This is a genomic window from Thermonema rossianum DSM 10300, assembly GCF_000426825.1.
In the GTDB taxonomy this organism is placed as follows: domain Bacteria; phylum Bacteroidota; class Bacteroidia; order Cytophagales; family Thermonemataceae; genus Thermonema; species Thermonema rossianum.
Genome location: NZ_AUGC01000004.1, coordinates 128,929 through 148,084, shown reverse-complemented (window position 1 = coordinate 148,084; position 19,156 = coordinate 128,929). Strand labels below are relative to the sequence as shown.

Here is a 19,156-nt window from a genome sequence, read left to right as displayed (position 1 = left end):
GGAAAGTGTATGGTATTTGCATTGCTTACCATCCGGGCACTCAGGCTGCTTTTTTTTCTATCACCGGCAGGTGTCCCTCACGCGTAAGTAGATAAAAACGCGCCGTCAACAAGGTGGCAGAGACCCCCAAACCGGCAGTAAGACCAATCCATAGGCCCATCAAACGGTATTTGTTCACTTCGGCCGGTGGCACACTTTCGCCCCACCACGAAGCTACCGTCATCCAATCTACTTTATTGGCCAGCAAGTAGGCAATCGGCAAACAAACCACCCAATAAGCAAAGATGGTAATCAACGTAGGCACATTTACGTCAAAAACCCCCCGCAAAATACCTACCCCTACCGCCTGTATGCCGTCAAACAGCTGATAAAACATGAAAACAAAAATTACGGAAGAAGCAAACAGCACCACTTCATAGTCATGCGTGTAGAGGCGAATGACCGGCTCGGCAAATACTACCAGCAAAGTAGCACTGAACAACATCAGCACGCTTACCAGCAATATGCTGGCAAAGCCGGCAATACGCACCTTGTGGTAAGACTGTTTGCCTGCTTGAATACCCACGCGTATGGCACCGGCAAAAGAAACCCCTGCCGCCACCATGTAAGTGAAGGTAGCGATACTAAAAATCACATTATGAGCTGCCAGTGCCGTCACACCAATCCAACCTGCAAGGATGGCAGCCCCGGTGAAAGCCCCCAGTTCAAAGAAATACTGCATGCCACTGGGCAGTCCCAAGCGCAAGATGCGCCGGCTCCACACGCGTGTAGGAATCGGTTTTAATATGTTGGGGATATAGTCCCGGAAATACTTCGACTCAAGAACATACACAATCATCAAGCAAGCCATCAGCACCCGCGCAATAAGCGTGGATAAGCCTGAGCCATACAAGCCCATAGGCGAAAAGCCCAGATGTCCATAAATCAACACCCAGTTGCCGAAAACATTCACCACCAAGCCCACAATAGTAATAATCATAGCAGGCCATACAATAGAGAGCCCATCGCTAAAATGCTTGACTGCCAGAAAAAACATCATAGGCACTGCCGAGGTGGCAATTACCTGCAGATAAGGGCGCGCCTCTATTTCTACTTCCTTGCTTTGGCGGAAAATATCGAAGTTGGCAGCTATCAGCAACAAAGCGGCCGTAATGAGCAAGCCCACACCAATGGACAACTTCATGCCGGCAAATAGAATGTAACCGCATTCTTTTTTGCCGGCTGTTTCACTGTATTGCTTGGCTACCAAGGGCGAGATAGCGGAAAAAATACCGATGCCAATACTGGCAAGCAAAAAGAAAATAGGGTTGGCGACACCGGCAGCTGCCAAAGGCACCTCACCCAAGTCACCAACCATCATATTATCAATGATGCCCATAAACACACTGCCTATTTGGGCAATGATAATGGGCATGCTTAAAGAAATCATTTTTCGAAGCTCAGCAAACAGCTCCTGCCACATGGTACGGTTCAAAATGAATCCAGTTTTTTTGCATTGATTTTGTCATCTAAGGAAGGTAAAACGCAGTGGAAATCATATACAACAAAGCCTTTGTCACTCACTTTTATTTCATTGAACCCTTTACTATGCAGCTTTATCAGCCGCTCTTCGGCTTCCTCCACACTCAACGAAGTCTCCAAAGCCAACTCTGCCGGGGTAATCACGCCGCCTTTTATACGAGCAAAACGCACAATTTGTTCATCGGTGAGGGGACCTTTTTTTACGGTTTGCCCTCTTCTTTTATCCTTCCGGTGCCCAAAGCGGTAGCCTTTCTTCTTAACCCAACGGAAGCGCTTCTTAATGATACTTCCCACAATCAGCATCGACATCCACAGTCCCGGGTAGCCGGGGAACAAAAAAATGCTGCAGACCCCGGCAACCACAACGGCATTGCCTATTTCGTACTTGGTTTCGGGTGAAAGCGCCCTTACCTTTTGAAAGAAATGCTCCGTTTTTTCTATCCAACTTGCCATGGCTTTACTTTTATTTTACCGTTCTTTAATCAAGCGTTTTTGTATTTGTGCACGCTCTGTGCGAATAGTTAGCACATACACCCCTGCCGGCAGCGACTGCAGGTCGAGCTCCAAGCGCTCTTGTCCTATGATTTGGGCTGCTACTTGCTCGCCTAAGGTATTGAACACCAAGGCCCGTGCCCCCTTCAATTCAGCCGGTACTTTAATAACATAAACCCCATGACTTGGATTCGGATAAACGGCTACTTTTTCCGATAATTCCTCGTCCGGTGCTGTTACCACATTTGAAAAGATGGTAAAGTTGTTATCACTGACGTCGAAAAACACATTGTCGGCAGCCACTATCATGATGCGGGCTTGCGTGGTGGTGACAGCCGGGCAGGTGAGTGTATAGCTACCGGTGTTGGGCACGCCCGATGCCAGCTTTAAACCGGCGGGAAAGGTAGCACCTCCATCCTTCGACAAATAGATATCGACGCTTTGGCAGTTTACAGGGAAAAGGTCGGTATTGGCCACATCCCAATTGATGGTAACTTCATCGCCTTCATACCACGTTACAAAAGAAGAGTTGGGATAAGTCACACGAAATGGACCGGCCGCCGTGGTTACATTCAAACTCGCTGACTCGTAGCTCACCCCACCCCCACCGGCATGGTTGTCGCGTACGGTCAGGCGGAAGTTCATGCTGCGGTTGGTTGAAGGCAGCAGTTCCGGTTCTTCATTGGTGTTGCTTAAAATGCGGTCCCAAGAGGGAAACACACGTATGCCACTCGTTGTGGGCAGGTAGCTTCGAAACAAAGGCGGCAGCCCATCCTGCTCGAGGTCGTATTCTTCCCAGCAGTAAGTAAGCCCTTCGTCTTCGCTGTCGGTAGCAGTGCCTGCCAAAAAGAAAGGCGTGGAATGCGGGATGGTATAAGAAACAGTGCTTACACTCACAGCAGGCGCTGTATTGTTGACGGCTTCAACAGAGGCACAAGAAGAGCTTGCAATGGTTGTCTGAATCTCCTGTATGCTATGTATATGGAAGTACGGGTCGGAATGGTTTTGCAGGTTGAAGGGGGCGCAAATTCCGGCATAAGCCATAATAGTAGAACCACTCCAAGGCTCAAAGGCAGCCGAAGGCGCTTTATTTCCCGCACAAGCCCCTACTTCTGCATTGAATGTATGATTTGCCCCGAACTGATGCCCTATTTCGTGGCACACATAGTCCACATCAAAGGCGTCGCCTTCGGGGGCAGTGCTACCGGTTACGCCGCGTGCCTTCTGCCCCGATGAACAAATAACGCCCAAGCCTGCAATGCCGCCTCCCCCCGTGCTAAAGACATGCCCGATGTCGTAATTGGCACTACCGATGACAGCGTCCACATTACTTTGGTTTTCGCTCAACATGGCATAGCCATCGTTGTTGGAGTAAGGGTCTGTGGTGGGGTCGGTGTAAATAAGCAAATCAGTATTGTCTATCAAGACCAATCGCACGGCCAAATCTTGTTCGTAAATTTCGTTGACGCGGTTGATGGTCGTCACCATGGCATCCAGTGCTGCCGCCACGGTACCTCCATGGTATTGAGTGTATTCGCCTGTGGCTGCCAGTGCCAGCCGGTACACGCGCAACTCATTGCCTTCGACCAGCTGAGCGGCACGCGCCAAGACAGACTCTTGCGTAGCTTTCACGGCACCATCTACTTCACAAAAGAAGTTTTTGGTAATCAAGAGCTTGCTTCGAAAGTAGCTCATGTAATACTCCTTCTGCCCTTTGGCATAAGGGTCAATGTAAACGGTTCCTTCTTTTGAACGAATGATGGCATGGAAGCCTTTGGTGGGTGTCCAACCTAAACGGGCAGTGGCGGTGGGGTCGTCTATACCTTGTGCCACATAGGTTTTAATAGCCGGATACTTGGCAGCTAAAGCGGGCGCCATTACCGGCGACTCATACACCCGGAAGCGCTGCACACTGCCATCCGGCAAGGGCAGCTCCATCACAACCCCTTTGGATGCAGCGCGTGCTGCTTCTTGGGGTGCTTTTTGCATCTCGTTCATGAACAAAGAGGCATTTAGCCTGAAAAGGGCATACTCTTCGGGGAACAACACGCGTTGCGCAGAAGAAGGCAGCTGCACGTCTCTGGCCTGCACCGCTTGCCAATAGGCGCTTTGCTGTGCATACACGGCGCTGCTCATGAGCCCCATTGCCCAAAAAAGAATTTTTACGATTGCTTTCATAAGTTTATTTGCTTCTTTTCAATTACCATATTTTAATCCCTCAAAAATAATACCGCCTACCGGCCGGTATTGATAACGCCGGTGATAATAATTTCGGTGCGGCGATTCAACTGGTGCAGTAGTTCCCGTGTGGCTTCATCGGGAAAGCTGTAAATAAACTCATCATTCAACACATCGCCTTCTTTCAGGAAGGGATAGCGTGCCGCCAAGTCGGCATCTACCACACGCGGCTCCCGCTCGCCGTAGCCACTGGGCTTGAGGCGCTCACGGTCTATGCCTTTCGATACGATGTAATCGACGGCCGCCTGTGCACGGTTTTGCGCCAGTATTTCATTATCGGCATAAGTGCCGCGTGAGTCGGTATGTGAGCGCAACTCTACGGTTACGTTGGGGTTGTCGCGCAAGAAAGTAACGATACGGTCGAGCACAGCCGCTGCATCGGGGCGTATATTCCATTTGTTGTAGTCGTAAAGGATGTTGTACACAAAACGGGTTTTATTTACCTCAAAGGCTTTCAGCTTCACTTCAAACACCAGAACGGTATCAGTCTCCGGCTTTTCGAGCAGCTCTTGTGGTATTTTTCGCCCCGCCATGGTGAAGAACTCGCGTGCGGCCAGGTATTGCTTTTTGCCTTCGGGCAAGTCTGCCAGCACTATAAACTCGGCATTTTCGGGAACAGGAAGGGTGTCGGTCCATCCGCGGTTGTTGCTATACAGTTCTTGAATGAGTTGTTCGTTTTTGTCGAGCAGGCGTACGCGCGTGTTGGGCAACGGTTGTTCGGTGCCATTCAGTTCTATGCCCAAGGTGCGGATGGCTAAATAATAACGCACGATTTTGGTTTTGGGCGTGCGGTCAATAAAGCGGTAGATGTCGTCGCTGCCTTTGCCCTGCGGGCGGTTGGAACTGAAGTAGCCTGTGGTATCGGAATCGAAGGTCATGGCAAAGTCGTCATAAGGCGAGTTGACAGGCGCGCCCAAATTGCGGATGGTAATTTTTCCTTTTGAACGCGTGGCAACAAATATATCCAGTTGCCCGAAGCCGGGCTGCCCGTCTGAGGCAAAATAAAGTTTACCGTCGGAAGAAACCACGGGAAACATTTCATTGCCCGGCGTATTGATTTCGTCGCCTAAGTGGCGCACTTTGCCCCAGCTGCCATCGGGCAAGCGTATGGCATAAAACAGGTCGCTTCCGCCCAAGTTGCGGTTACCAAAGTCGTCGTATTCACGTGTAGATGCAAAATAAAGGCGCTCGCCATCGGGCGAAAAGGCGGGCGATGAATCCCATGCATAAGCTTTGGGCTTGGAGCCGGGCAGTTGTTTTCCGTAATACCGCTCTTCATCGTTGCTACTGACCCCTTCCAGCAGGCGCGGCGGCGTCCATTCTCCGTTCACTTTTTCCGAAATGAAAAGCTTTACATTTTTTTGCCCCTTGGCATTTTTCTTTTGCTGCGGATTGCCCCGGGCAAAAATAAGTGTTTTGCCATCAGGCGAAAGAGTAGCCGTAGCTTCATTGATGCCGTCGGTAAACAGATTGGGGCTAAACACCTGATAAGTGCCTTCGCAGGTGTCGGTAAGCACCACTTTATACAGGCCGGTGAAGGGCTGCCCATTGGCAGCGTAAATATTTTCCTTGCGTGCCGCACTTACCAACAATTCGCGCGCGGAGAGCGGCAAAACAGAAAACTCGGCGGCTGGCGAATTCAGTCCGCTACAGTTTTCCACTTCATAATAAGACTTTTCTTTTATGAGCCGCTGCAGGCGCTCTATGTTTTCAATTTCTGTTTGTGCCCGCTTCACATACTCCACCTTTTTGCCTTGGCGCACATAGCTTTCGAACTGCCGTTTTGCCTGGTCGTACTTACCGGCGTTTTTCAGAGCCAGGGCATAATAAAAAATAGCGTCGTCGGGGTGGTCGTCCGGGTCAATAAGCTTCGGTATAGGCTTGTTATATATTTTTTCATAGTAAGGCAAAGCTTCGTGCAGGCGGTTGGACTTACGGTAGGATTGCGCCATATAAAAGTTGCGCAAAACGGCTTTTTTACCGGCTGCTGCTTTGGTTTTTTGCAACTGCTCTATTGCCAGCTGATATTGCCCCTTCAAATAAAGGTTTTCGGCTTTTTTTAATGAGTTGCAGGCTGTCATCAAAAACGAAGCCAGCAGACACAGGGCTATGAAGTGTTTCATCATATGTTTTCCTTTGTATAGCGAATTTAGTATTTTCAAGGAAAAAAACCACTTATTGTAAAAGAAGGTAACAATAAAGCAGGACAAAGAAGATGGCAGGCATTCATTTTTTGGGCAAAGCCCTTTATTTCCCCCCCGTAGAAGAAGCAAGCGAGGAAGGCATTGTGGCAATAGGCGGTGATTTATCGCACGAGCGACTGCTTTTAGCCTATCGTAGCGGCATTTTTCCTTGGTATAACCCGGGCGAGCCTATTATTTGGTGGTCACCGGACCCGCGCTTTGTATTGTATCCTGCCAAGCTGAAGGTATCGAAAAGCAGCCGCCAAATACTGAAAAAAAGAATCTTTGAAGTTACTTACGATAAAGATTTCGTTTCGGTCATCACCCACTGCCAGCAAGTACCGCGCAAGGGACAGCACGGCACCTGGATTACCGAAGAAATGAAGCAGGCGTATATCCATATGCATCGGCTGGGGTATGCCCATTCGGTGGAAGTATGGCAGGCAGGGCAGCTGGTAGGCGGTTTATATGGTTTGTCGATGGGGCGTGTGTTCTTTGGTGAGTCGATGTTTTCCCTTGTGAGCAATGCTTCTAAAGTAGGGTTCATCACATTGTGCCGGACATTGGAAGCCGAAGGCTTTCACCTTATCGATTGTCAAGTATATACGCAGTATTTAGAAAGCTTGGGGGCAGAGCTTATTCCACGCCGGCAGTTCATAGAAGAGTTGCAGACAGCCCTGGCGATGCCTTCCATCACGGGCAACTGGGGGGAACTATTCCAAAAAATCAGTTAAGCGGCGATATTACAGCTCCTTTGATTGTTGAAACCATCTTTTTTTCTTAGCTTTTATCAATAATAGATTTTATACCAATTTTGCTGTTGCGATGAGACGTCTGTCATACCTATTTCAACTTTTACTGTTCTGCTTGATTTCTACCGGCATACAAGCCCAAAAGCCCGTGCGCATACTCAAACACCCGTACCAAGTGCGCATAGAGCGGCTCTACCGCCTGAACTCACCTTTTAGAGAAACCAATCCAAGCATTACCCCGGATGGGCGCTACTTGTTTTTTATGTCCACCCGCGGGGGCAAAGAGTGGTCGGAACGTCGTTACCGCCCGGATGGAACCCATGAGTACGATGGCGATATTTATTATGCCTACAAAGAAAACGGCCGGTGGAGCGAGCCTGTCTGTCTACCCCCCCCTATCAACACATGGAATGGCGAGGACGAGCCGGTAGTAACTCCGGACGGCAACAGTGTTTATTTTCAAAGCTGGGAGCGATGGAACTTCCGGCGGGGACCCTACTACAAAGCCCAAATTATAGGCGGCAAGTGGGTCAGTCCGCGCGGGCTTAATGGCGGCATCACTCAGTACTTTTTAGACCAGGAAGCCATGGGCAAAGAGTTAGCCACCGACGGCATGACCATATCGCCCGACGGTAATTTGTTCATTGTAGCTACGGGTCCTTATTACGGCAACATGGACCTGTATTATAGCCGCCGGGGGGCTGATGGCAAGTGGTCTTATCTGCGCAAATTGCCCATCAGCACGCCGGGCAATGACCGCCACCCTTTTCTGGCCGGTGACGGAAAAACCCTATTTTTTGCTTCGGATGGTTACAACGGCTTTGGCGGACTTGATATTTTCAAGGTGGTACTTCATGAAGATGGCAGTTTTGGGGAAGTGATCAACATAGGCAGTCCCTTTAATACAGCAACCGATGATGAGTGTTTTATCATCACGGCCGACGGCTCGGAAGCTTACTTTACACGTGACGGCGATTTGTATTACGCCAAAGTAGAAAATGCCAATCCGGCCTTGAAGCCTCAAGTAACCGTGCTGCTTGCCGGAAAAATCATAGATGCCAAGACACAAGCCCCGCTCGAGGGCAGTGTGGTTGTGGTCAATGCCGAGGGGAAGGTGGTTGCCCGGGGGCGCTCCTCTGCCAAAGGGGAATTCAGCTTAGCGCTGAACGACCTGTCCGGCCGGTATTTTGTATCCGGTGCAGCAACGAATTACCAGCCCAACACGGTACGCCTGCAGGTAGGCGCAATCACCGAAACCGTTCGCTTGAACGTAGTGGTTCCTCTGACTTCGAAAGCAGAGCTTGCTCGCATAGAAGAAGAGAAGCGCCGTGCCGAAGAGGAACGCCGCCGTGCCGAAGAAGAACAAGAGCGCCTGCGTCTTTGGAATATGTACCGGGAAGCCCAGGCAGCGGCTACCACCGGTATCATGGCACTTGAACGCATCAATTAAGCAACATCATAATATCTTCGGAAGAGAGCGACTTCATAAAACCTTCTTCCACGGTAATCAATTCTTCGGCAAGCTGCCGTTTCGAGCGTTGAAGCGCCAGTATCTTTTCTTCTACGGTATTTTTAGAGATAAAGCGGTAAGTAATAACGGTGTTTTTCTGACCGATACGATGGGCTCTGTCTATGGCCTGTGCCTCTACTGCGGGATTCCACCAGGGGTCCAACAGCAGGACGTATTCGGCTGCTGTCAAGTTCAGTCCCAAGCCGCCGGCTTTCAAAGAGATAAGAAACACCTTTACGTTTTCATCATTTTGAAAACGCTCTACTTCTGCTTGACGGTCTTTGGTAGCGCCATCCAAATAAGCGTAGTTCCATTCTACCAAGTCGAGGTAGTCTTTTACTATCTTCAAATGGCTAACGAACTGGCTGAACACCAACACCTTGGCACCTTCTTGCACAATCATGGCCAGCTTATCGAGCACTTCTTCCAGTTTGCCGGAATTGCCCTCATAATCGGGGAAAGCCAAACGCGGATGGTTGGCTATTTGGCGTAGCCGGGTCAGCCCTTGCAAAAGCAGAAACTGTGTTTTTCCTAAGCCGTCTTTTTCAAGACGCTGCAGTATTTCGTTTCTGTATTTCGATTTTTCTTCTTCATATACCTTTGCCTGCAGCTCGCTCATATCGCAGTAAATGGTCTGCTCTATTTTCTCGGGCAGGTCTTTGGCTACCTGTGCTTTGTTTCGCCGCAATACAAACGGCTTAATCAAATAATAGAGCTTTTCTTTTTTGGCTTCGTCGCCATCTCTTTCAATGGGGTAAAGGAAATGCCGCTTGAAATAAGCCTGGCTGCCCAGCAGACCGGGATTCACAAAATTCATTTGGGACCAGAGGTCGAGCGTGGAGTTTTCTATGGGCGTGCCGGTTAAGATAAGCCTGTGCTTGGATTTTAGCCTGTTGACTGCTTTTGATATGTTGGATGAAGGGTTTTTAATAGCCTGTGCTTCATCCAAGATGACATAATGAAAAGGAAAGTCTTTCAAAAGGTCGATATCCAAACGCACAATTCCATAAGAGGTAAGCACTATGTCGTAACCTTGGAATTGGCTGATGTCTTTGTTTCTGTAAGTACCTGTGTAAACAAAAATCTTCAAACCGGGAGTAAATTTCTCGGCTTCCAGCTGCCAGTTGTAAACCAATGAAGTGGGCACCACGACTAACGAAGGTGTGGATGCGCCCTTTTCTTTCTCGGCTTGCAACAGAGCCAACGTCTGTATGGTCTTGCCCAAGCCCATATGGTCTGCCAAACAGCCGCCCAACTGATATTCGTTCAAGAAACGCAACCAATTATAACCGGCCTTCTGATAAGGGCGCAGCTCGCCGCGGAAGCCCTCGGGCAAGGGGTAGTCCTCTATTTTTTCAAAAGAACGAAGCCGCTGCAAACGCTCCGACAGCCGCACTTCTGTCAAGCGGTGCTTATGCAGATGCTCTACCAGTTGCACATGATGAGGGCGTAAAGTAGCTGTTTGCCCGTTGGGTTGTGCATAATGGAAGAGGTCATAATAGCGCTCAAACCACTCTTCGGGGATGACGGCTATTTGCCCATTGGGTAACAGAAACTCGCGCTTGCCACTGAGGATGTATTCCCGTAGTTTGAGAAATGGGATTTCGTATTCACCAAAGAACACCTTCGCCTTGATATCGAACCAATCGTGCACTTCCTCTATAGCAATGGAAATAGAGGGCTTTCCAACGAAATAGGCCTTTCCCTCACCCACTTTCTGCTCCAATACAAAGCCTTCTGCCGTCAAGGCTTCCCGGTGGGTATCTATCCAGGTGAGGGCAGCGCCCGCATCCCAAACAGCCCTTCCTTTTTTAAGGATTAAGCCTTTCTCTTGCAGGCTTTGAATGATGGCTTGTTCTTTGGACAAAGAGCGAATGGTTTTGTAGAAAGTATAGTGGTCGTTGTCGTGCTCCACGGAAACAAGCGCCGTGCCTTCGTCGTGGGGCGCACAACGATGCCTGCCGTAGTCGAATTGCAGTTGAAAAAGTATCTGTCCGCCTTGCTCCACGGCGGCGTCTTCACCTGCCGGCACCAGCTTTTGCTGCGCTGCCACGCTGCTAAACCATAAAAGGGGGCGCGGCGCGGGTTTTTCTTTGATAATATCGAAGCCCTTGGCAAAGACTTGATAACGTGCAATAAGGGGGGCAACAAACTTTCGATAATAGGTCTCTTCCAGCTCTCTTTTAATGGCAATAAATGGGCGTTTTAAAAACGGGCTTAGCTTCTGCCCTTCCACCTCATCGGCGAAATGGTATAGTTTATTTTCTATTAAAAGCCATGCCGGCTGATGGCATATGAGAATACTTTCTTTTTTATGAAAATGCACTTTTTGCCCGGCATGCTTGATGGTCGGGAAGTAATGGGTTTCGTGTTCGTGCCTGCGGAAATGAAAAAGCACGGTGGCAGCCTCTTTCATTATTTCGACCTGTTGCCATGCCGGATTGCCGTCGTTGCCCATGATATAGAGCGGGCGGTCATGATCACGCAGCAGGGCAAGGATTTTAGCCCGGCGTTCTTCTATGTAGCGTGCAATGCTTTCTTGTAATATTTTATCGCCTTTTTCAGGATGGTATATCTTCAAAAAGAAGTCAGCCTGCGAAATTTTTTTATTGTAAAACTTACGCACAATCTGCTCCGGCTGTATGCTATCCATGAGGCGGGTCAGCTCGTAATCTACTTCTGAGGCTTCTTTGGCAAATTCATGGATATTTTTGGCAGATATGTTTTGGTACCGAAGCGTGAGCTCGCCTTTGGAGTTGAGTTGTATAGCAAAGGATTCCAGGAGGTATCCCAAGTACTCATGAGCAAAAAGAGAGTACACTATGCGGAAAGGTTGTGTAGTAGCTACCTTCATAGAGCGTGAAGCTTAAAGCAAATTGAGTAAAATAGAGCAATAATATACAGAAAACAATTTGTTTAAGGTAGCATAACAGCACGCCTATATGGCTTTATTTATGTAAGATTTCAAAAAAACGGTGCTCATTCGTCGTGGGGCAAGCCCTGCCAAAAGACGCGCCCGTACACGCGGGCTAACGCCAAGAAATGAGGCTGCCGGAGGCTAAGGTATTTCAATGCACGCACTCCCATCAAAAGACGGGCATACCACTCTCCCCGCTCTTTTTTCCAAAAAATGTATTCGTTGTTTAAACTTAACTGCAATTTGTGCATGGATACTCCGTGCTCTTTGCTGCTTGCCGACACATGGTGCACAGCCTTCACTATAGGGTTGTAAACTACCTTGTAGCCTGCTTTTTTAATATGATAACACCACTGTACATCTTCGAAGTACATAAAAAAATCATCGGGGAGGCGGCGCCGGGGAAAAGACTCGAGTACTTGCCGGCGCATCAAGAAGAAAGCACCCCATACCCAGTCGGCTTCCACAAGGCGCCGGTGGTCGAAATACCAGCCCAGCAGGGCACCGCCACCCAAAAGCTTGTGCAGGCGGAACAGCTCTATGAGTTCGTAGCGCAAACCGGGGAAGCGCCCGGCTACATGTTGCAGCTGCCCATCGGGGTAAATAAGCATGGGCGACACCACCCCCACCGACGGATTGTGCTGCATATAGTCGAGCAAAGGCACAATGGCGTCTTCAACAAGTTCTATATCGCTATTTAACAACAGTATGTATTCTCCACGGGCTTTGGCTATGCCTAAGTTGTTGCCCTTGGCAAATCCCACATTCTCCGGGCTGACAATCAATTCTATTTCAGGAAAACGCTCTTGAAACAATTGAGGTGGGCACTCAGAAGAGTCATTGTCTACCAATATGATTTCATAGTCGGACAAAGAGGTGTGTTTCAATACACTCTCTATGCACTTACACGTAAGCTCAAAGGTATTGTAATTGACTATAATAACCGACAGGCGCATATGTTTTCTACTTCTGATACAGTATGCCGATTCCTCCCCAACTCACCGACGAATCAATGATTTCTTCATGCTTATATCCGGCTTTTATTTCCTCCCAGAACCGCCCTACCTGTATCCAATTATCCGGTAAAGATGGTTTTATGTCGTGAAAGGCGATGATACCTCCGCTACGCACAAGAGGAGCATACATTTCAAAGTCCTGTTTGATGCCTTCGTAGGAATGGTCACCATCCAAAAACAAAAAGTCTATGGGTTGCTGCCGGAGGGTCTCCTCGAGTCTTTTTTTCACCAGGGGATTATGAGAGTCATCGCGCCAAAGGAGCATGTGTTGTTTTGCAGAAGCAAACGACAAATAAAACTCTTCTCTGTACCATGGGTAGCCGCCACCTCCCATGCCGCCGGGTAAGTCAATAGAGATAATCAGGGCTTCGGGGGCTGCCACTTTGGTAAAGCAAAACAAGGAACCTCCCATATTGGTGCCTATCTCCACAACGACCCGGGGTTTGAGTGCCTCTACTCTTTCTACCAAAGCCGCAAGTTCTGCTTTCACTTGCTTGGTCCAAAAAAAGCGCTCCCACTTAGGGCTGTAAATAAGTTCTACAAGTTGTGTTGCATTTAAGCCCCCGGCATCTTTGGCAAGCAAAGGGGCATATTTACGCAACTCCCGTGCCGCATTCCAATCATGGATTTTCTGTTTGATATTCTGTATGAGCTTCATAAGTTTCGCAGTTTGTGCCAAAGGTGTTTTATGCGGGCTATGTTTCTGTTGTTTTTTAGCATCAGCTGCCACGAATCCAAGGGAAAAGGCAGCGCAGCAAAGCGTGCGGCAAGCTCCTCAATACCGGACGCTTCGATGAATTCCAAGCGATGCCAAAGTGAAGGTTCTATCGGATGGAAGTCTTTTGCTGTATGGTAGTTGCTGCTGTTCAGTTCTTTCCAAAAGTTAAAATAATCCGCAGTATCAAAATCATCTTTATGCCCCCAGTTGGTGATTTTTTGCCACACCTCTTCCTCCGGTCTTGCCCACGTGTCGTGCAATATAAAGAAGGGGGCTACCTTATTAAAATAATCATTTTTTCGACCGTACTGATAACAAGGCTTGTTGGTGGCTACTTGTATGAGGTCGAGCCGCCTGGTAACGATATACAAATACCCCCCCGGAAGTTTTTTAAACAAGTTCACCAGTGAAACGCAGTAATTTACCTCTTTTTGGTTAAGGTCCTGCCTTCTCAGAAAATTGCAAAAGCCGTCAAAGTTCAAAAAATATTCATCTGCATCAAGCTGAACATGCCACCCCCCTTCTCCCATTGCTTTTGCAAGTAAGTTGCGCTCCCGCACCTCGCACTCCATGGGTGTTAAGTCCGGCACAAAAAAATCATCTTCATAAAGATGCACCTTGCCATTAACATCTATTGCTTTAAGCATGTCGTTAAAAGCCTCTTCGTCAAAAGCGAAAGGTGCCCCTGCCCAAGTAAGCCGCTTTCTGTCCAGTGCCAGGTAGATTTCGTCTGCGCCATTATAAACCAAAGGAAGTGCATGACGCAGCAGCTGCCAGTCATACGAGACCAAAAAACCGACTTTTATCTTTGGAGTGTCTTTCATTTGCCTAACAACATCCTTTTAGTATGGTAGGCTATATCTTTAAAAAAGGCAACATCTTGACGAGGCGCTGCCGCCAGGGTTTTCATTGCCAACCAATAACCTTTGACAAACTGCCTTTCTTGAAAAGCAATCATAGCACTATATCGCAACCAATAAGGGTGCTTGGGTATTTTTTTCAACAGAAAGCGGCACCACTTGCCGGCATGTTCTATTTTAAGCGGTAGTGGAAGGCGTTCAAACTCTTTAGTGAGTTTTCTTTGTAAAAACTCATCTACAATCTGCTTTTCAATGCGGTGCCAATAGTGCCGGTTGCAATGCTCGCAGGAAAGCAGCTCTGTGCGTTTCTGTAAAACATAAGAAAAAGCATACTGCTCGCAGGCGTGATTACGGGCAGATTCATACAATTGGTCTGTTAGCTCGTACACTTCCCGGAGCCAAGCGGCATTGCTATGATGCAAACCTATGATACCGGCATTCCACGAAGCGAAGTCTTCGGGGCGGATGCGCACTGCCTTGCCGGCTATGTGGAAGGTCTTGTGCCGCAGGGTTTCATATACTGCCCGGAAGTGGTCTTTGTCGTGAAGGGGATAGGTCCCCAAAAAAGTCATCTCATACTCAAACTTATGCATCACCGAGCGGTGAGGCGCTATTTTTTGTAACAAGTCGCCGATGGGTGCAAAGAAAAAGGTATCAGAGTCAATATAAAAGATGTTATTTTGAGGGTAGGTGCAGGCTGCGTCTTCAATTACCCCTATCTTCACCCGGTGAATCAGGTCATCGGGTCCCATCATCTCTTTTATCTTGGCTTCGGGCAGCAACTTATATTCAACAGGCACCCCGGACAAGAATGGTTCGTAATATGCCGGCTCATCTGTGTATATGAGCAAGCGGTCGCCGGGTGTCAAGGCGTAGTTGCCCAGCAAGCTAAGAACCGACAATATGGTTCTGTTGTGTAGTTTTGCATGTCCCGAAGAGAAGTATATAAAAGAGGTTTGCATTATCTTTTATGTTTTTCAGTTGGAGGGCTCCAATTCCGGTTTATATGCAAATACCAGCGAAGGTTGCCCATAAACAGAAGTAATAGAAGTGCAAAAACCAGCCTTTTGTAAACAGGCAGCAGCTGTGTCTTCTGCTATATGCTCTTGATGCACCTCTAAAAGAATAAAATTGGTCTTTTCTGCAAGCTTCAAAAAATGCGTCTCATCAGTTAATAAGACCTTCTCAGCCCCTTCTATATCAATTTTAAGCAGCCCAATAACATCTACTTGATAAGTATCCATCAGCTCAAGTACGGTACAGGTTTTCACTTGGTCAATGACTTCATGAGTTACCCCTTCTTCCATCACATGAAATCCATCATGTGAGTAATCTATACGGCGCAGAGGCAAATCAGTTATTTTATTCCACAAAGCCTTACGCTCACATTTTATGTAGTCCTCCAAGTGATTGATAGCTATATTTTGCTTCAGAAGGCTAAAATTGGAAATTTCCGGCTCTATACAGATAATCCGGGCGTCCGGAAAATAACTGTGCAGATAAAGTGCCGCACAGCCAATGTTGGCACCTGCATCTATAATGTACTTAACCCCTTCTTTTCCTTTTTGTATTTTTTCTATGTATGCTTGGTAATCATCTGATACAAAAAAGCCTTCAAATACCAACAGGTCGCGTGTATATTTCCGGACAAGTATATTTAAGTTGCGCTTCTTTCCTATACCCGATACATGTATAAACTCTTTTCCTTGCAACTTTAAACGATAACCTTTATCTGCACAAGCAACGACAAATATCAGCAAACGCTGCAGCTGTATATCTTTTTTATACAAAGACGCCGTGATGAAATGATGAAAAAGAATAAAATAAAACTCGTGCAAGGTAGTAACTCGCCAAAGTGTATAGATACGTTTCAGGTGTTTCATGGTTGTTTAATTGCTTTCCAAAACTTAATTAACAAAGGAGTGTTTAAATACCATTCTATAAGCCTTATACGAAGATATGCAGGAAGTTTAGATATTGAAAAGTCTGTAATTACGGGCGCTGCCTTCTTAGGGGACATTTTAAGATAGTGGCGGTATAAATGCCGGTAAGGGTGTTTACATAGATATTGCCACGGTTTTTGCAAAGTAAAGTGCAAAACAACTTGCTCTTTCAAAAACTCATTATAGAATTGCCTTGATGCATCTTGAGGAATATAACTTTGAAGCAAGTTGTATTTCTCCGGCAGGAGCAGATGCCGCCCGGCTACTGCTACATTCAAAGCATCTTGGTCTACATAGTAAATTTTACCGGGGTTTTCTCGTGCAAATGCAATTGCTTGCTCCGATATTTTAAGCTTATTCCACAATTCTACATTTATCAACATCATGCCGGAGTTAAAGTAATCCTCTCTAAGGTGTAGACTCCAAAAGGCATTCTGCGAGACGTAGTTGTCTTTCACTACGCCAACCGGGTATTCTCCCAAGTCCTGGTTGTACAAACAGCTAAGGCTGTTAACTACGAGCATGTCAACATCCAAGAAAAGTAACTTATCTACTTTTCCCTTGAGCAGCAAAGGGAAAAAAATTTTCAAATAAGGCGCTACATTCCAGTGATTCATCGTGGGGAAAGCGCTTAAAAGGCTTTTATCCAACGAATAACAATGCAATATACTTTCATTATGTGTGTGAATGTAGCTGCGTAGTTGCTCCTGTTCTTGCTCATCAATCCCTTGCAAAATGGCATGAAAAGCAAAAGAGGTTTCAGGATTGTGTTTAAAAATAGAGGCAAGCAACGCATAAGCAGGTATAAGATAATTACTATCAAAAGCGAATGCTATATGCATTTTATGTCTTGTACACATTTTTCTTTTTGAGTCTTTCACGAAGCCAATACAACGAATTCTTTATATAGAAAGTCCAATCTTTGGTTCTTGTAGCTGCACGTAGTATCCATTTTAGCCCTTCTGCCCAGTTGCCTCGATACAAAGCGTCAAAAGGATACTTGGCAAAATGCCGGTAATATGCCTTTTCATCGATAGATATCCCTAAATACTTTCTTGCCAATATAGGGAAGTCAAATCGCAGATTCATTTCTTCTTTTTGACAGCTCATCCCTTGATCACCTAAAAATGCAATTTCTTCATCTACAAAAGTAGAGCGCACATCTGTATGGTTGATAATCTTCATAAAAAAATGAACATCAGCACCAATGGGATAGCGAGGTTCATACTTCCCAAATCGTCCAAACAAGTTTTTTCTTATAAAACTGCCTTGATGATGCACAAAAAGATGGATAAAGGGGCTTATACACAAATCAGGGGTCAAGGCTTCTTTGGTAAAAGCTCTTCCGCATATAGCAGAAGGGTAGCGAACCTTACCATATATCAAATCATACTGTTGCCAATCAAGCTCATGTGTCAATTGATTGATGATACCGGGTAACAACACATCATCCGCTCCCAAAAAGTAAAGAAAATCTCCCTTAGCCAAATCGATGCCTTTATTCATGGCATCGTAAATGCCCTTGTCTTTTTCAGACACATAGCGGATATGCGGATATTGACGGGCATACTCCTCTACGATGCTCATGGTATCGTCGGTAGAAAGCCCGTCGATTATCCAGTGTTCCAGATGAGGATAATTTTGCTGTGCTACGCTTTCCAAGCATGCCCGTATGGTCTTCGATGCATTGAAGGTTGGCGTAATGACCGATATGAATGGAAGTCTGCTCATGTGGTTTTGTTTAAAAGCTCTTCATAGACCTTTATATACGCCCGGGCTTGCTTTTCCATATTGTATTTTTCGGCTGCTTCTGCAGCGATTTGCGCCCTATCCATGTTGTCTGCCTCCCTCATGGCTCGTTCTATAGTAGCAGACAAAGCCTCCACACTTATTTCGGGACAAAGCCAGCCATTGTGTCCGTCTTGTATAACCTCCGCAATTCCTCCCACAGGGAAGCCTACCACAGGGGTTCCGCAGAGCAAGGCTTCAATCATAGTATTGGGCAGATTATCTTCAAGTGAAGGAATCACGAACAAATCAGCAGCCGCATAAGCCATAGCCATGAGACGCTCGTCATAAATCGCACCCAACTCAATAATTTCTGACGAGGAAGCGCCGGCGGTCTTCTTGCCTACGGCACAAAGAATCCAGCCGTTGTAGCGCCCATTGTTCAAAGCAGCTTTCAAGAAAGCAAACCCTTTTCTCTTGTTTTCCAAGACATCAGAAACGAAAAGCAATACCTTGCCGCTCTTTGGCAGACCCAATACCTCTCTGCAAAAGCCCTTGTCAAGAGGTTTGAATATATGCGTAGGGAAGCCATAAGGAATATGCCTGTGCTCATATGCTCCCAATAGTTCGCTTTTTTGTGACTCTTTCATCAGCCATAAAGATGGACATGCTACAAGCAGCTCGCCTTTTAGCCGGGCAAGCATCTGCTGCTTGTATTTCCGCATTTTCTGCTCTTCTGCTTGTTCTTGGGGGGCATACACCCGCGGGATGGGCTTACCGTTGCTGTCCATACCCCGGAAACGCTCCGCATAATGCTCTATTCCCAAGAAAGGATTTTGATCGTGAAGCGTCCACACAACCGGCTTAGTGTTCTTTTGAAAGAAAGACTTCCAATCCAAAAAGCCGGCAACCCAATGCAGATGGACGATATCCGCTTCTTGATAGAGCTCACTTGCGGTAATATCTACATCTGAAAAAGGGTAGCTAATCATTTCCAGGCCTTCTCTGTATTGCTGCAAGGCAAGGGCACGTCGTTCATAATACGGAATCCATGGCAGCAGTTTCAACTCCCGCCCTATTCTTACCAGCTTATTTTTGACTTTATCACTCCACGAAGCTTCATCCGGATTATAGACGTAAGTATCTTCTATGTGTCTTGTCTTGTACTTTAAAAGCGCTTTTGACTCTACATCCAAGTTGCGCAAGCCCATGTGTAAGCGCAGACAGGCATTGGCTGCGCCACCCCGGTCATAGGTATTGATATGAACAATTTTCATT

At 47.1% G+C, this 19,156-nt stretch carries 15 protein-coding genes; 2 read left to right on the top strand and 13 right to left on the bottom strand.

Annotated features, from left to right (window positions below; translation table 11 throughout):
- Nucleotides 1-40: 40 nt before the first annotated feature.
- From K384_RS02900 to K384_RS02885, 4 genes are read right to left on the bottom strand one after another with little or no spacing between them, the layout of a single operon-like run.
- Nucleotides 41-1,474, bottom strand: coding sequence for an MATE family efflux transporter (locus K384_RS02900; protein WP_051633061.1), 1,434 nt, complete (start codon nucleotides 1,472-1,474; stop codon nucleotides 41-43).
- The gene (locus tag K384_RS02895; protein ID WP_038029210.1) at nucleotides 1,471-1,974 is read right to left on the bottom strand and encodes a hypothetical protein; all 504 of its coding nucleotides are present in this window, start codon (nucleotides 1,972-1,974) and stop codon (nucleotides 1,471-1,473) included. Before K384_RS02895 ends, K384_RS02900 begins: the two co-directional genes overlap by 4 nt.
- Before the next feature lie 15 nt (nucleotides 1,975-1,989).
- Nucleotides 1,990-4,191, bottom strand: coding sequence for a reprolysin-like metallopeptidase (locus K384_RS02890; RefSeq protein WP_051633060.1), 2,202 nt, complete (start codon nucleotides 4,189-4,191; stop codon nucleotides 1,990-1,992).
- Nucleotides 4,192-4,247: 56 nt separating this feature from the next.
- Nucleotides 4,248-6,377, bottom strand: coding sequence for an OmpA family protein (locus K384_RS02885; RefSeq protein WP_051633059.1), 2,130 nt, complete (start codon nucleotides 6,375-6,377; stop codon nucleotides 4,248-4,250).
- Nucleotides 6,378-6,466: 89 nt separating this feature from the next.
- Here K384_RS02885 and aat point away from each other — a divergent pair, with 89 nt between their 5' ends.
- Together aat and K384_RS02875 are read left to right on the top strand one after the other, a co-directional pair.
- Complete coding sequence (gene aat, locus K384_RS02880) at nucleotides 6,467-7,168, top strand: leucyl/phenylalanyl-tRNA--protein transferase (RefSeq protein WP_038029208.1); 702 nt, start codon at nucleotides 6,467-6,469, stop codon at nucleotides 7,166-7,168.
- 91 nt (nucleotides 7,169-7,259) lie between these two features.
- A complete protein-coding gene (locus tag K384_RS02875) occupies nucleotides 7,260-8,636 on the top strand; it encodes a PD40 domain-containing protein (RefSeq protein WP_084147093.1) in 1,377 nt (458 codons plus the stop codon).
- Here K384_RS02875 and K384_RS02870 read toward each other — a convergent pair.
- From K384_RS02870 to K384_RS02830, 9 genes are all read right to left on the bottom strand, one after another.
- Nucleotides 8,629-11,550 (bottom strand): DEAD/DEAH box helicase, encoded by a 2,922-nt coding sequence (locus K384_RS02870; protein WP_038029204.1) that lies wholly within the window; start codon nucleotides 11,548-11,550, stop codon nucleotides 8,629-8,631. The two genes, K384_RS02875 and K384_RS02870, sit on opposite strands and share 8 nt — an antisense overlap.
- A 125-nt stretch (nucleotides 11,551-11,675) precedes the next feature.
- On the bottom strand, nucleotides 11,676-12,569 hold the full coding sequence (locus K384_RS02865; protein ID WP_051633058.1) for a glycosyltransferase family 2 protein: 894 nt from the start codon (nucleotides 12,567-12,569) through the stop codon (nucleotides 11,676-11,678).
- 7 nt (nucleotides 12,570-12,576) lie between these two features.
- Nucleotides 12,577-13,287 carry a class I SAM-dependent methyltransferase gene (locus K384_RS02860; RefSeq protein WP_084147092.1) on the bottom strand — a complete coding sequence of 237 codons (711 nt, stop codon included), beginning with the start codon at nucleotides 13,285-13,287 and terminating at the stop codon, nucleotides 12,577-12,579.
- Entirely contained in the window at nucleotides 13,284-14,171 is an 888-nt protein-coding gene (locus K384_RS02855; RefSeq protein ID WP_051633057.1) for a hypothetical protein, read from the bottom strand. The genes K384_RS02860 and K384_RS02855 overlap by 4 nt, the downstream gene beginning before the upstream one ends.
- A complete protein-coding gene (locus K384_RS02850; RefSeq protein ID WP_038029203.1) occupies nucleotides 14,168-15,169 on the bottom strand; it encodes a hypothetical protein in 1,002 nt (333 codons plus the stop codon). The genes K384_RS02855 and K384_RS02850 overlap by 4 nt, the downstream gene beginning before the upstream one ends.
- A gap of 15 nt (nucleotides 15,170-15,184) precedes the next feature.
- Nucleotides 15,185-16,090 carry an FkbM family methyltransferase gene (locus K384_RS02845; RefSeq protein WP_038029201.1) on the bottom strand — a complete coding sequence of 302 codons (906 nt, stop codon included), beginning with the start codon at nucleotides 16,088-16,090 and terminating at the stop codon, nucleotides 15,185-15,187.
- On the bottom strand, nucleotides 16,087-16,992 hold the full coding sequence (locus K384_RS02840; protein ID WP_038029199.1) for a glycosyltransferase family 8 protein: 906 nt from the start codon (nucleotides 16,990-16,992) through the stop codon (nucleotides 16,087-16,089). The genes K384_RS02845 and K384_RS02840 overlap by 4 nt, the downstream gene beginning before the upstream one ends.
- Before the next feature lies 1 nt (nucleotide 16,993).
- Nucleotides 16,994-17,881 carry a glycosyltransferase family 2 protein gene (locus K384_RS13240; RefSeq protein ID WP_051633056.1) on the bottom strand — a complete coding sequence of 296 codons (888 nt, stop codon included), beginning with the start codon at nucleotides 17,879-17,881 and terminating at the stop codon, nucleotides 16,994-16,996.
- Nucleotides 17,878-19,155: a glycosyltransferase gene (locus K384_RS02830; protein WP_038029198.1), complete on the bottom strand. Its 1,278-nt coding sequence runs from the start codon at nucleotides 19,153-19,155 to the stop codon at nucleotides 17,878-17,880. The genes K384_RS13240 and K384_RS02830 overlap by 4 nt, the downstream gene beginning before the upstream one ends.
- Nucleotide 19,156 lies beyond the last annotated feature (1 nt).

Excerpts from the sequence above, each read along its gene's own strand:
- K384_RS02895 (WP_038029210.1), bottom strand. The coding sequence starts at position 1,974 with ATGGCAAGTTGGATAGAAAAAACGGAGCATTTCTTTCAAAAGGTAAGG.
- K384_RS02890 (WP_051633060.1), bottom strand. The coding sequence starts at position 4,191 with ATGAAAGCAATCGTAAAAATTCTTTTTTGGGCAATGGGGCTCATGAGC.
- K384_RS02885 (WP_051633059.1), bottom strand. The coding sequence starts at position 6,377 with ATGATGAAACACTTCATAGCCCTGTGTCTGCTGGCTTCGTTTTTGATG.
- aat (WP_038029208.1), top strand. The coding sequence starts at position 6,467 with ATGGCAGGCATTCATTTTTTGGGCAAAGCCCTTTATTTCCCCCCCGTA.
- K384_RS02875 (WP_084147093.1), top strand. The coding sequence starts at position 7,260 with ATGAGACGTCTGTCATACCTATTTCAACTTTTACTGTTCTGCTTGATT.
- K384_RS02870 (WP_038029204.1), bottom strand. The coding sequence starts at position 11,550 with ATGAAGGTAGCTACTACACAACCTTTCCGCATAGTGTACTCTCTTTTT.
- K384_RS02865 (WP_051633058.1), bottom strand. The coding sequence starts at position 12,569 with ATGCGCCTGTCGGTTATTATAGTCAATTACAATACCTTTGAGCTTACG.
- K384_RS02860 (WP_084147092.1), bottom strand. The coding sequence starts at position 13,287 with ATGAAGCTCATACAGAATATCAAACAGAAAATCCATGATTGGAATGCG.
- K384_RS02855 (WP_051633057.1), bottom strand. The coding sequence starts at position 14,171 with ATGAAAGACACTCCAAAGATAAAAGTCGGTTTTTTGGTCTCGTATGAC.
- K384_RS02850 (WP_038029203.1), bottom strand. The coding sequence starts at position 15,169 with ATGCAAACCTCTTTTATATACTTCTCTTCGGGACATGCAAAACTACAC.
- K384_RS02845 (WP_038029201.1), bottom strand. The coding sequence starts at position 16,090 with ATGAAACACCTGAAACGTATCTATACACTTTGGCGAGTTACTACCTTG.
- K384_RS02840 (WP_038029199.1), bottom strand. The coding sequence starts at position 16,992 with ATGCATATAGCATTCGCTTTTGATAGTAATTATCTTATACCTGCTTAT.
- K384_RS13240 (WP_051633056.1), bottom strand. The coding sequence starts at position 17,881 with ATGAGCAGACTTCCATTCATATCGGTCATTACGCCAACCTTCAATGCA.
- K384_RS02830 (WP_038029198.1), bottom strand. The coding sequence starts at position 19,155 with ATGAAAATTGTTCATATCAATACCTATGACCGGGGTGGCGCAGCCAAT.